Source organism: Dyella sp. (assembly GCF_051954575.1).
Lineage (GTDB): Bacteria > Pseudomonadota > Gammaproteobacteria > Xanthomonadales > Rhodanobacteraceae > Dyella_B.
The window spans coordinates 1-12,164 of record NZ_JBQCHP010000058.1; the positions used below are offsets into that span (position 1 = coordinate 1).

The 12,164-nt window shown below is 62.9% G+C and carries 11 protein-coding genes; 6 read left to right on the forward strand and 5 right to left on the reverse strand.

Features of this window, described 5'->3' with window-relative positions:
* The 4 genes from ACTHNE_RS07970 to putA form a co-directional block, all read right to left on the reverse strand.
* A partial coding sequence (locus tag ACTHNE_RS07970) for an aspartyl protease family protein (RefSeq protein ID WP_440268965.1) occupies positions 1-849 on the reverse strand: 849 nt, incomplete at its 3' end.
* Between the two features lie 187 nt (positions 850-1,036).
* Positions 1,037-2,116: an AraC family transcriptional regulator gene (locus ACTHNE_RS07975; protein WP_440268966.1), complete on the reverse strand. Its 1,080-nt coding sequence runs from the start codon at positions 2,114-2,116 to the stop codon at positions 1,037-1,039.
* A gap of 102 nt (positions 2,117-2,218) precedes the next feature.
* A complete protein-coding gene (locus ACTHNE_RS07980) occupies positions 2,219-2,980 on the reverse strand; it encodes a TlpA family protein disulfide reductase (protein WP_440268967.1) in 762 nt (253 codons plus the stop codon).
* A 99-nt stretch (positions 2,981-3,079) separates the two neighbouring features.
* A complete protein-coding gene (gene putA / locus ACTHNE_RS07985; RefSeq protein ID WP_440268968.1) occupies positions 3,080-6,268 on the reverse strand; it encodes a bifunctional proline dehydrogenase/L-glutamate gamma-semialdehyde dehydrogenase PutA in 3,189 nt (1,062 codons plus the stop codon).
* Positions 6,269-6,578: 310 nt separating this feature from the next.
* Here putA and ACTHNE_RS07990 point away from each other — a divergent pair, with 310 nt between their 5' ends.
* The 5 genes from ACTHNE_RS07990 (at position 6,579) to ACTHNE_RS08010 (ending at position 10,889) form a co-directional block, all read left to right on the forward strand.
* A complete protein-coding gene (locus tag ACTHNE_RS07990; protein ID WP_440268969.1) occupies positions 6,579-7,073 on the forward strand; it encodes a DUF2244 domain-containing protein in 495 nt (164 codons plus the stop codon).
* Between the two features lie 64 nt (positions 7,074-7,137).
* Positions 7,138-8,103: a cytochrome c oxidase subunit II gene (coxB, locus tag ACTHNE_RS07995; RefSeq protein ID WP_440268970.1), complete on the forward strand. Its 966-nt coding sequence runs from the start codon at positions 7,138-7,140 to the stop codon at positions 8,101-8,103.
* 64 nt (positions 8,104-8,167) lie between these two features.
* Positions 8,168-9,784 (forward strand): cytochrome c oxidase subunit I, encoded by a 1,617-nt coding sequence (gene ctaD, locus ACTHNE_RS08000; RefSeq protein ID WP_440268971.1) that lies wholly within the window; start codon positions 8,168-8,170, stop codon positions 9,782-9,784.
* 4 nt (positions 9,785-9,788) lie between these two features.
* Positions 9,789-9,977, forward strand: coding sequence for a hypothetical protein (locus ACTHNE_RS08005; RefSeq protein WP_440268972.1), 189 nt, complete (start codon positions 9,789-9,791; stop codon positions 9,975-9,977).
* Between the two features lie 24 nt (positions 9,978-10,001).
* Complete coding sequence (locus tag ACTHNE_RS08010) at positions 10,002-10,889, forward strand: cytochrome c oxidase subunit 3 (RefSeq protein WP_440268973.1); 888 nt, start codon at positions 10,002-10,004, stop codon at positions 10,887-10,889.
* A 107-nt stretch (positions 10,890-10,996) separates the two neighbouring features.
* Here the strand turns inward: ACTHNE_RS08010 and ACTHNE_RS08015 are convergent, their stop codons facing one another.
* Positions 10,997-11,212, reverse strand: a complete 216-nt coding sequence (locus ACTHNE_RS08015) for a twin transmembrane helix small protein (protein WP_324938681.1) — start codon at positions 11,210-11,212, stop codon at positions 10,997-10,999.
* A gap of 59 nt (positions 11,213-11,271) precedes the next feature.
* Here ACTHNE_RS08015 and ACTHNE_RS08020 point away from each other — a divergent pair, with 59 nt between their 5' ends.
* Entirely contained in the window at positions 11,272-12,003 is a 732-nt protein-coding gene (locus ACTHNE_RS08020; protein WP_440268974.1) for an SURF1 family protein, read from the forward strand.
* Positions 12,004-12,164 lie beyond the last annotated feature (161 nt).

The following is a 12,164-nucleotide window of genomic DNA, read 5'->3' on the forward strand; positions in this document are numbered from 1 at the left end:
GTAGTCCAGGCCAAGCAGCATGTCGGTGCCGTCGCTCAGTGTCGAGTCGATCACCTGCATCTGGCTGTGGTGAATGGATTCGGTACCAACCGAGAATTCATCGACCGGCACGATCCAGGTCTTGACCAACTTGGCGCCAAAGCCGTGGGTGATGCCTTGCTTTTGATCGGGTGTGTCCACCTTGATGCCGACCCGCTCGGCGGCACGGCGGGTCAGGGCAGTGGCATAGGCGCCTGAATCGAGCAGCGCGCGCAGTTTCTTGCCGTTTATCGTTACCTCCAAGAAGGTGCGCCGGTCGGTGCTGCTGTCGGCCGGCTTCAGATCGGCCACGAAGAAATCCCGGCCGTTGGACCAATACGCCAAGCCGCGCCTTTCGCAGCCGTCCACCTTGAACAGCGACAATTTGCCGTGCGCCATGTCGATTTCCAGATCGGCGAAATCCAGCAGATTGGCGCCGAGCAAGCCATAGCCTGCATCGGAACCACCGACCAGGAAATCGTTATTCTTGAGCGTCGTGCCGAGAATGCCCAATTCCTTTACGCGTGTGTATTGGGCACCTGTGCTACCACCGATGCCGCCGATGCGGAAACCGAACGGCATGGCGCGCAGCTTCAGTCCCAGCGACGAAGCGGTGGCGTTCGACATGATGCTGAAAAACGCGCCGGTATCGAGCTGAAAACGCGTATCAGCTCCGTTGATCTTCACTACGGTAGTGGCGCGTCCGCCTTCGAGCTCCACCGGCAATGTGCCGTAGCGCATTACTTGGCAGCTGCCGGCCCAGGCCTGACCTGCCAGCAGCGCGCCAGCGCCCAGGCAGCACAGGCGGAACATTCTTATCGCATCGATCATGGGTTCCCCTGAAACATTGGAGCTCCTGTCCAAGCCGCCTGATGTCCGCTCCGATGGAAATCAGGCCGCTGTACTTCTTCCTTTCTTCTTGTCATGCAGAAATGCTGCGCGCATTCCTGGACTTGCGGATTCTATTTCCGATCATCGCCGCGCGACATCGGCCTGATGGCAGCGGCTAGTCCGAAATTCACGGCAAGCTTCGCCGCGCCAACTGCGGCGGCATGCCGGTCCAGCGCTTGAACGCCCGCCGAAATTCACGCGGATCGCTGAAGCCCAGTTCGATGCCGATTTCCGCCACGCTCAATTGCCCCGCACGCAGCAGTTCCAATGCGCGTTCGGCGCGTACGCGGTCGTGAATCTCGCGAAAGATGCGCCCGCTCTCTGCCAGGCGCCGGCGCAGCGAGCGCTCGCTGAGGTGCAGCGTGCGGGCCACTTCGGTGAGCCTTGGATGCTCGCGCAAGCGGCTGCGCAGCAAGCGTTCGACCGAGCCGACGATTTCGTCGGCATGCGTGCTGCCGCGCAGCTGTTGATGGCAGAGCGCCAATGCCTGACGCGAGGTAAGCGGGTTGTAGCCCGGCAAAGGATGCGTGAGCCAGTTGACGTCCACCACGATGCGATTGTGTTGCGCGCCGAAGCGCACGTCGCATTGGAAGGTGGCGATGTATTCCCCTGCGTAGGAAGGCGCCGGGTAAGTGAATTCCATGCGCGTGGGCGTGATCCTGGCGCCGACCAGTTCGCGCGCGATGGCCAGGCAACTGGAAAACAATTCCTCGCACAGGAACGGCAGCAGTTCGATTTCGCCGAACCGCGGCCATGCCTGCACGGCGACGCTTTGGGCGTCGACCACGGAAAAATCCACATCCAGCAGGCTGCCGCAAATTTTGTGATTTTCGATGCCCACGTTCATGGCCTCGCCGAAGTTGCGCGAAGTCATCATGGCCAAGCCCAGCAGGCCGAAACTGCCGATGGTTTCGTTGCGGCCGATCAGCAAGCCCAGCGCCGGCTGGCGCATGACGCGCAGCGCGCGCGTGATCACCATGCGCGCCTGCCGGTATGAAACGCGCACGCTGGGATCGTTGATCTGCTGGCGCGTTATCCCTAAGCCGGCGAACCAGGCGTCGCTGGCGATGCCGTGGCGATCGGCGAACTCGGTCAGATGCACCAATACGTTGGGTGGAATATCGGCGTCTTGCGCACGCGGATCAGGTTCGATTGCCGGCATGGCGATGCGCCGGGTATCGCGTAGTTCGAATGCCGCTTGTGACATGCCGACCCATCCCCCATGCCAACCCCGATGGCGTAGAGGCCAGTTCTAGCACGACCGCGCCACGGCCGGTTAACGCGGCGCACAAGCCCGGCAGGAACCGGGTTACTGCTGCGTGGGCGCCGCGTGCATAGGCTGTGTGCGTTGCCGGGATGCCGCCTTCCATTGCTCGACCCAGCCGCCAAGATCGGCCAGGCGTTGGGCTGGCGTGTCCTCCATTGACATGCCGACGGCGGCACCCGCCACGCGGCCGGAGGGGTCGATCAGGATCAGGGTGGGAAAGACGCCGATGCCGAGCGTGTCGGTAAGCGCCTGCCCGTCGTACAGCACGTTCCAGGTCGAGTCGTGCCGCTTTACGAAATCGCGTGCGCTTGCCGCGTCTTCGTAGGTGATGGCGATGAAGTTCATGTCGCCATGCTCGCGCGCATAGGCGTTGAGCGTGGGTACTTCGGCGATGCAGGGCGGACATTCGGCGAAGAAGAAACTGATCAGCGTATAGCGCCCCTGGAAGTCGCCCAGCCGCTGCATGCCACCGCGCAGCGATGGCAGTTTGAAGGGAGGAAAAAGGTCGCCGCGACCGAGCGCGAAACGCCCGGGTTCGCCTGCATGCGCGCCTGGCGGTCGCAGGCGCAGCACCGCCATGCCGGCCTGGGTGTCGCGGGTGATGCTGTAGTGGCGGCGGCCTTGGCTCAGTTGTTGGGCGAAAGTGGCGTAATCGAGCGGTCTGCCGGCAGCGTCGAGATAGCGCACGTGAGGCGTGGCGCCCAGATGCAGGGTAGCGATAAATGCCTGCTCGTCCTGGCCTGGGTTGGCCGCCTGCGCCGCGGCCATGCAGATCAGTAAGAGCAGGATAAGGAGTGGTCGCATGCTGCGTACCCGCTGTAGGTTGGGGCGCGAGCCCCAACATGACCATGCGCGCATCCACCGGATGTTGGGGTTTGCACCCCAACCTACGGACATGGCGCGCTACTCGCCGATCGTCAGCAGCGAAGCATTGCCGCCGGCCGCGGTGGTGTTGATGGTAAGCGTGCGTTCGGTGGCGAAACGCAGCAGGTAGTGCGGACCACCCGCCTTCGGACCGGTGCCGGAAAGCGATTCGCCGCCGAACGGCTGCACACCGACCACCGCACCGATCTGGTTGCGATTGACGTAGCAGTTGCCGACGCGTGCATGGCTGCGGATGTATTCCACGGTGTCGTCGATGCGGCTGTGCACGCCGAGGGTGAGGCCGTAGCCGGTGCGGTTGATCTGTTCGATCACCTGCGGCAGTTCGCTGCCTTTCCAGCGGATCACATGCAGCACGGGGCCGAAGATTTCGCGCTTGAGCACATCGAGCGAAGGGATCTCGTAAGCGCGCGGCGCGAAGAACGTGCCGTTCGATGTGGCGGCCGGATCGAGCCTGGCTTCGGCAATCTTCTTCGCTTCCTTGTCCATGCGCGCGGCATGTTCGGTGAGGATCTTCAATGCGTCGTCGTCGATCACCGGACCGACGTCGGTGGAAAGCTGGCCCGGATCGCCCACTTTCAATTCGGCCATCGCGCCGGCGAGCATGCCGACCACCTTGTCGGCGATGTCTTCCTGCACGAACAGCACGCGTGCGGCAGAGCAGCGCTGGCCGGCGGATTGGAACGCCGAAGCGATCACGTCTTTCACGATCTGCTCGGGTAGGGCGGAAGAATCGGCGATCATCGCGTTCTGGCCGCCGGTTTCCGCGACCAGCGCCGCGATCTGCGCGTTGCGCGCGGCGAGCGTGCGATTGATCGCCCACGCGGTTTCGGTGGAACCGGTGAACGCGACGCCGGCCACACGCGGATCCTTGGTGAGCGCCGCGCCAACTACCGCGCCGTCGCCCGGCAGGTACTGCAGCACGTTGGCGGGTACGCCGGCTTCATGCAGCAGCTTCACCGCCACGTAGCCGATCAGGCTGGTCTGCTCGGCCGGTTTGGCGATCACGCTATTGCCGGCCGCCAATGCAGCGGACACCTGGCCCAGGAAGATCGCCAGCGGGAAGTTCCACGGGCTGATGCACACGAACACGCCGCGCCCGTTGAGGAACAGCTGGTTGCTCTCGCCGGTGGGGCCGGGCAGCTGTTCGGGGTGGCCGAACAGGCGGCGCGCCATCGCGGCGTAGTAGCGCAGGAAGTCGGCGGCTTCGCGGATCTCGGCGATCGAGTCGGGCAGGCTCTTGCCGGCTTCGCGCACGCATAGTGCGATGAACTCGCCGCGACGCGCTTCCAGTTGCTCGGCGGCGTGCTCCAGGATCGCGGCGCGGCTGGCGGCCGGCAGGCGATCCCAATCCGGCTGCGCGGCGACGGCATTGGCCAGCGCCTTGTCGGCCAGTGCGGCGTCGGCGCTGACGTAGCTGCCCACCACCTGGCGGCGATCGGCCGGATTGGTCACTTCCACCGCAGAACCCTTGCTTTCGACGCCCGGCACCAGCGGCGTCGCATGCCACGGGCCGGCTTTTGCGTTGACCGCCTCGGCGAGGGCTTTCAGTTCGTTGTCGTTGGAGAAGTTGACGCCCATGGAATTCTTCCTGGATACAAAGTTGGAATGCTGCGCAGGGGCAGGATTCTCAGCAAAGAGGTTGACCGGCAGCGGGATGCGCGGATGCGCGATGGAGGTGTAGCGGCGCACGGTTTCGCACGGGTCGGCCACCAGATCGCGCACCGGCAGCGTTTCGTCCACCACGCGATTGACGAAGCTGGTGTTGGCGCCGTTTTCCAGCAGGCGGCGCACCAGGTAGGGCAGCAGGTCTTCGTGCGTACCCACCGGTGCATACACGCGGCAGGGCACGTTGAGGTTCTGCTTGCCGATCACCTCGGCATACAGATCCGTGCCCATGCCATGCAGGCGCTGGAATTCGAACGGACGTCCGCGCGAGATGTGATGAACCGCCGCGATGGTGTGCGCGTTGTGCGTAGCGAACTGCGGATAGATCAGCTCGCTGCCGGCATCGAACAGCTTGTGCGCGCAGGCGAGATACGACACGTCGGTGTTCGGCTTGCGCGTGTACAGCGGATAGCCGGACAGGCCCAGTTCCTGCGCGCGCTTGATTTCCGCGTCCCAGTACGCGCCTTTCACCAACCGGACATACCAGCGGCGACCGCTGGCGCGCGCGGTTTCGATCAGCCAGTCGATCACGAACGGTGTGCGCTTGGAGTACGCCTGCACCACAATGCCCAAGCCGTTCCAGCCTTGCAGCGATGGATGCGTAAACACGTTGCCGATGATGTCCAGCGACAGTTCCAGGCGATCGGCTTCTTCCGCATCGACCGACAGCGCGATGCCCTGCTTCATCGCCAGTTGCGACAGTTCCAGCAGCTTCGCGGTGAGATCGCGCCGCGCGCGTTCGCGGTTGGCCACTTCATAGCGCGGATGGAGCGCGGACAGTTTCACCGAGATCGACGGCGCATCCGTGTGATTGGCGAACGGACCGCGCGAACCGATCGCGGCGATGGCCTTGCGGTAATCCTGCTGATAGCGCTCGGCCGTTTCCGCGGTGAGCGCCGATTCGCCGAGCATGTCGTAGGAATAGCGATAGATGGCGTATTCGGGCTTGGCGCAGCGATCGAGCGCTTCGCCGATGGTCTGGCCCATCACGAACTGATGGCCCATGATGCGCATCGCCTGGCGCACGGCCAGGCGAATCGCCGGCTCGCCCGCGCGGCCGACCAGGCGGCGCAGTGCGCTGGTGAAATCCTGCCGGGTCTCCTCGGCCAGGTTCACCAGCTTGCCGGTAAGCATCAGGCCCCAGGTGGAGGCGTTGACGAACAGCGATTCGCTCTGACCCAGATGTTTCTTCCAGTTCGCATCGCCCAGCTTGTCGCGGATCAGCTTGTCGGCGGTGGCCTTGTCCGGAATGCGCAGCAAGGCTTCGGCCACGCACATCAAGAGCACGCCTTCCTCGCTGGAAAGATCGTACTGACGCATGAAGGATTCGACCGCGCTCTGGTCTTTGGCGCGGGCGCGCACACGGGTGACCAGGTCGGCGGCAAGGTCGATCACCTTTTCGCGCTCGGCCGGCGGCAACGCGGCCTGGGCGAGCAGGTCGTTGACGGCTTCGGTTTCATCGCGCAGCCAGTTGGCGGTGATGCGCGCGCGGGCCGGCTCGACGCTGGTCGGCAGTTCGGGGGTAAGAATCGGTTGGGTCACGATGGCGTGGCGCGTCGTTAGAGGGGTCGGGGAACGGCAAATTGTAAGGGATAAGCCCTTGGCCGCTGCGCTGCGGCGCAGCGTGGGTCGTGGCGCGGGATTTTCGTGTCGCCGCGCGGCGGGACAAATTGTCGCGGGCGATCGCCACGCATGCCGGTCATCGCGCGCCCATGCCCGACTTCATGCAGCCAATTGCATAGATGCGGCAAATGCGTGCCGTGCAACGAGGCTGCAACACGTTGCGGCTGTCCTTGCCCACCTTCATCGCGCGGCCTATGATCGGGCACGTTCCAGGCACGCTAAGACTTCCATGATCGTGCTTCGACCAGCCCTCGGCGGCCTGCCGTGCGTGGTGTGGCTTCGGCCCAACCGCACACTCAGCCGGCGCGGCCTGCGTCATCTGATCCTGGTGCTGGCTGCGCTGGCGTTGATAACGGCAGGTCTGGGAGCGTGGCAGGGCGACGTATTCGCCCCGTTGTTCGCCCTGATCGAGGCTTCCGCCGTAGCCATCGCGCTGAGCGTGGCATGGCGGGCCGGCGACCGCAGCGAACGCATCACCCTCGACGCCACGTCGCTGGAGGTGCATACCCTGCCAGGTCGCCGTTGCACGCGTTTCCAACCCTATTGGGTGCGTGTGCTGCTGGAATCAGGGGAGGGGCGTTACCGATTGTTGTTGTCGTCGCACGGACGCAGGCTGGAGGTCGGGGCTTTCCTCGCCGATGAGGAACGCGCCGAGCTGTTCCGGAAACTCAGGGCGTTGCTGGCCGATGTACAGGCGGAGCGCAGTGAGGGATGCTCTGACTGATTTTGCATGGGTGTCACCCACGCAAAATCAGTCAGAGCATCCCCAGTTCAACAAAGGTGCAAACATGACAGCTGGCGGCATCGGGAAGCACGGCATCAGGGTTGGGAAGCACTTCAAGCATGCAGTCGGGGCATGGGCATTGGCTGCCTCAAGTCTGTTCGGCAACAGCGTTCTGGCCAATCCCAAGCCCGGGCAGTTGAACATCACGCCCGGCGTGACGACGTATTCCAATATTCCCTACATGCTCAACAACGTGGCGTTGGGCGTGTGCGTGGTGATCGGCATCCTGGTGTTCGGCGCGATGTTCATCGCCATGTTCCGCTTCCGCAAATCGCGCGGCGCGGTGGCCGAGAAGTGGACGCACAACACCGCCATCGAAATCGTGTGGACCACCATTCCGGTGATCATCCTGATTTCCCTGGCCTGGCTGGCCACCGACGGCCTGCGCAAGTTCTCCGATACTACCGGCGCGCAGATGACGGTGAAGGTCACCGGCTATCAGTGGAAGTGGCGCTATGACTACGTCGATTACCTCGGCAAGCCGGTCAGCCACGTCGGTTTCATGTCCCGGCTGGACGATCGCAGCAATGCCACCCGCCAGTTGGGTTCCGGCCTCGATCCGGATGCGGTCAAGGTGGGCGACGAGAACACCTATCTGCTGGACGTCGATCATCCGCTGGTGGTGCCGGTCGGCACCAAGATCCGCTTCGTGATCACCGCCGACGACGTGATCCATTCCTGGTTCGTGCCCGCGCTGGGCTGGAAGATGGATGCGATCCCGGGCGTAGTGAACGCCGCGTGGACCAACATCAACGAGCCGGGCATCTATCGCGGCCAGTGCGCCGAGCTATGCGGCCAGGATCATGGCTTCATGCCGATCGTGGTGAAGGCGGTCTCCAAGGACGACTTTGCCAAATGGCTGGCCGAACAGCAGAAGCCGGCCGCGCCCGCACCGGCGGCGGCATCCACGGCCGTAACGCCGGCACAGGCGACGGCGCAGCTGGCGCCCAAGCAGAACACCCAGGGTTGATCTCTCGGCTGCACACATGCAGTTCCACGACCGCAGTATTCATTGAGGTAGAGGTTTGAAGGCCATGGCCCACGCAGCCACCCACGATGAACATCACGACGAGCATCACGAGCACCTGAACTTCTTTCAGCGCTGGGTGATGTCCACCAACCACAAGGACATCGGCACGCTGTACCTGGTTTTCTCGCTGCTGATGTTCTTCATCGGCGGCAGCTTCGCGATGATCATCCGCGCCGAGCTGTTCAAGCCGGGCCTGCAATTGGTGCAACCGTATTTCTTCAACGAGATGACCACCATGCATGCGCTGGTGATGATCTTCGGCGCGGTGATGCCGGCGTTCGTAGGCCTGGGCAACTGGATGATCCCCTTGATGGTCGGCGCGCCGGACATGGCGCTGCCGCGCATGAACAATCTGTCGTTCTGGATCCTGCCGTTCGCCTTTGCGCTGCTGCTATCCACCTTGTTCCTGCCGGGCGGCGGTCCTGCCGGCGGCTGGACCATGTATCCGCCGCTATCGCTGCAGAGCGCGTCAACGGCTTATGTGGTGTTCGCGGTGCACTTGATGGGTATCAGTTCGATCATGGGCGCGATCAACATCATCGCCACCATCCTCAACATGCGTGCGCCGGGCATGGATCTCTTGAAGATGCCGGTGTTCGTGTGGAGCTGGCTGATCACGGCGTTCCTGCTGATCGCGGTGATGCCGGTGCTGGCCGGCGCGGTGACCATGCTGCTCACCGACAAGTATTTCGACACGCACTTCTTCGATGCGGCCGGTGGCGGCGATCCGGTGCTGTTCCAGCACGTGTTCTGGTTCTTCGGGCATCCCGAGGTGTACATCATGATCCTGCCGGCGTTCGGGATCATTTCGGAGATCATTCCCACCTTCGCGCGCAAGCCGATCTTCGGCTACAAGGCGATGGTGTTCGCGATCGCCTCGATCGCGTTCCTGTCGTTCATCGTGTGGGCGCACCACATGTTCGCGGTGGGCTTGCCGCTGGGTGCGGAAATTTTCTTCATGTACGCCACCATGCTGATCGCGGTGCCGACCGGCGTGAAGGTGTTCAACTGGGTCGCCACCATGTGGGGCGGCTCGATGACGTTCGAAACACCGATGCTGTTCGCGGTGGCGTTCGTGATCCTGTTCACCATCGGCGGTTTCTCCGGCCTGATGCTGGCGCTGGTGCCGGCGGACTTCCAGTACCACGACACCTATTTTGTGGTGGCGCACTTCCACTACGTGCTGGTGACTGGTGCGATCTTCGCGATCATCGCCGCCACGTACTACTGGATACCGAAGTGGACCGGCAACATGTACAGCGAGTTCTGGGGCAAGCTGCACTTCTGGAACTCGGTGGTATGGGTGAACGTGCTGTTCTTCCCGCAACACTTCCTGGGGCTGGCCGGCATGCCGCGCCGCATCCCCGATTACAACGTGGCCTTCGCCAACTTCAACATGATCAGCTCGATCGGCGGTTTCCTGTTCGGCGCCTCGCAGCTGATCTTCCTGGGCGTGATCATCCACTGCGTGTGGTTCTCCAAGAAGAAAGCCACCGATCGCGTGTGGGAAGGCGCGCGCGGACTGGAATGGACCGTGCCGTCGCCGGCGCCGCACCACACCTTCGCCATTGCGCCGGTGATCCACGATGAAGAACTGGCGCACGGGCACGTCGAGGACTGATCGCATGCAACTGGACCGTCAAACGCTCGAGCAGGCCCAGGCCCAACGCCTGCGTCGCGCACGGCGCACCGCCAAGACGATAGGCATCGTCGCCTTCGCGGTGTTCGTGTTCTCGATCGCGCAGATGCTCTGGCTGCAACATCATCCGCAAGTGCGCACGCACGCCACCGCCACCGATTCACTCATGCAGTAGCACACCGTTTCCGGGAACGACATCATGAGTCAGCAGCACGACCTCTACTACGTACCGAGCAAGAGCCAGTGGCCGATCGTGGCCGCAGTGGTGATGTTCCTCACTGTGTACGGTGCGGCCCATTGGCTCAATGCGGAGCCCGGTGAGAGCAGCTTCGGCAAGACGCTGCTGATCATCGGCTTCATCGGCATCCTGGGCATGTTCTTCGGCTGGTTCCGCTCGGTGATCCACGAGTCGATGGCCGGACGCTACAACAGCCAGGTGGACCGTTCCTTCCGCATGGGCATGATGTGGTTCATCTTCTCCGAGGTGATGTTCTTCGGAGCCTTCTTCGGCGCGCTGTTCTACATCCGCATGTTCTCGGTGCCTTGGCTGGGCGGCTACGGCCACGGCGTGCTGACGCATCAGTATTTGTGGAGCGACTACGCGGCGGCCTGGGGTGCGGGCGGCGGCAACGGTCCGGCGCACGTCGGCGGCGCGTTCCAGACGGTGGCGCCATGGGGTTTGCCGCTGCTCAACACGCTGATTCTGCTCAGTTCCAGCGTCACCGTGACCATCGCGCACCATGCGTTGAAGGCCGGCCATCGCGGCAAGGTGCTGGCGTTCCTGGGCTTTACCGTGCTGCTGGGCGCGAGTTTCCTGTCGTTCCAGGCGCGCGAGTACATGGAGGCGTACAAGGAGCTCAACCTCACGCTGGGTTCGGGCGTCTACGGCTGCACCTTCTTCATGCTCACCGGCTTCCACGGCCTGCACGTGACGCTGGGCACGATCATGCTGGCGATCATCTGGCTGCGCGTGCTGGCCGGCCACTTCAGCAAGGAACACCACTTCGGCTTCGAGGCGGTGGCGTGGTATTGGCACTTCGTGGACGTGGTGTGGCTGGGGCTTTTCATGTTCGTGTACATCCTTTGAGGCGATCGCTCGAAGGCGTAAAAAAGCCCGCCGAAAGGCGGGCTTTTTCGTGGGTCGGCTGGCCGAAAGGTCGCAGCCCGGCCAGCAGCGATGGTGGGCAGTTACAATTATTGGCCGACGCCGTGCGGATGGATCCAGCCCATGCGGATGCCGATGATCACCATCGCAATCAGCAACAGGGAAAAACTGATGCGGCGGGTGAGCGCCCATACGGTGCGTTTGCTGCCGTCTTTGTCGGTCATCATGAAATACAGTGCCTGGCCGAGATTAAAGATCACCACCAGGAACATGATTACCAGCGCTACTTTGTAGATGGTTTCCACGTGAGAATCCCAAGCAGGCTCGACATCGCCAGTATAGCCACGCACCGCCGGGTTGCCGCGTGGGCGTGATACGGCGTCCGGCATGGTGGTCGGTGTTGCTCACCGTGGCCGGAGTGCTTGTTTTCGTGCGTCTTGGCGTATGGCAATTGCATCGCGCGGACTACAAGGAGGAGCTTCTGCGACGGTATGCCGCGGCGGCCAGCGCGCCTGCGCAAGCGTTCGATGCGATGGCCGCTCAGCCCCCCGTGGACGTCTATCCGCGCGTGCGCGTGCAGGGGCATTACCTTATCGATCGCGTCTATCTGCTGGATAACCCTAAGCACGACAGCATGGGTGGCGTGGAGGTGTACGTGCCGTTTCAGCCCATGCATAGGGACCGGCTGCTGCTGGTCGACCTGGGCTTCCTGCCGGGCAACGGTACGGACAAACCGCCGCAACTGCCACCGCTTTCCAGCGATGTGCAGACCTTGCAGGGCGTGTATCAGCCGGCACCGGGAAAGGGGATCGAATTGGGCGGCAATGCGCTTGCGCAGCAGGCGCAGTGGCCGAAAACTTCGATTTATCTCGATCTCGACCAAATCGCGGCTGATCTGCACGCAAGGCTTTTTTCGCGTGTTCTGGTACTCGACGCCGATCCCGCAGCGATCTACGTGCGCGTGCATACGCTGGATCTTTCGTCGATGCCGCCGGCGCGGCATCGCGCCTATGCCTATCAGTGGTTCACGTTCGCCATCGCGGCCGTGGTGATTTTTCTGGTGCTGCATCGCAAGCGCAAACGCAGGTTGGGCTGAGCGAATGCCAATCCCAACATTGCCATCCTCAAAATTTTCGACCATGTCCACGCCCCCCGTTCCGTCATTCACCCGAATGCGGGAATCCATTTGATCCAACGCAAAGAGAAACAATGAATACCCCCTTAACGCGAATGACTGCCGGGCACGATGAGCTCCCT

Excerpts from the sequence above, each read along its gene's own strand:
- ACTHNE_RS07975 (WP_440268966.1), bottom strand. The coding sequence starts at position 2,116 with ATGTCACAAGCGGCATTCGAACTACGCGATACCCGGCGCATCGCCATG.
- ACTHNE_RS07980 (WP_440268967.1), bottom strand. The coding sequence starts at position 2,980 with ATGCGACCACTCCTTATCCTGCTCTTACTGATCTGCATGGCCGCGGCG.
- ACTHNE_RS07990 (WP_440268969.1), top strand. The coding sequence starts at position 6,579 with ATGATCGTGCTTCGACCAGCCCTCGGCGGCCTGCCGTGCGTGGTGTGG.
- coxB (WP_440268970.1), top strand. The coding sequence starts at position 7,138 with ATGACAGCTGGCGGCATCGGGAAGCACGGCATCAGGGTTGGGAAGCAC.
- ctaD (WP_440268971.1), top strand. The coding sequence starts at position 8,168 with ATGGCCCACGCAGCCACCCACGATGAACATCACGACGAGCATCACGAG.
- ACTHNE_RS08005 (WP_440268972.1), top strand. The coding sequence starts at position 9,789 with ATGCAACTGGACCGTCAAACGCTCGAGCAGGCCCAGGCCCAACGCCTG.
- ACTHNE_RS08010 (WP_440268973.1), top strand. The coding sequence starts at position 10,002 with ATGAGTCAGCAGCACGACCTCTACTACGTACCGAGCAAGAGCCAGTGG.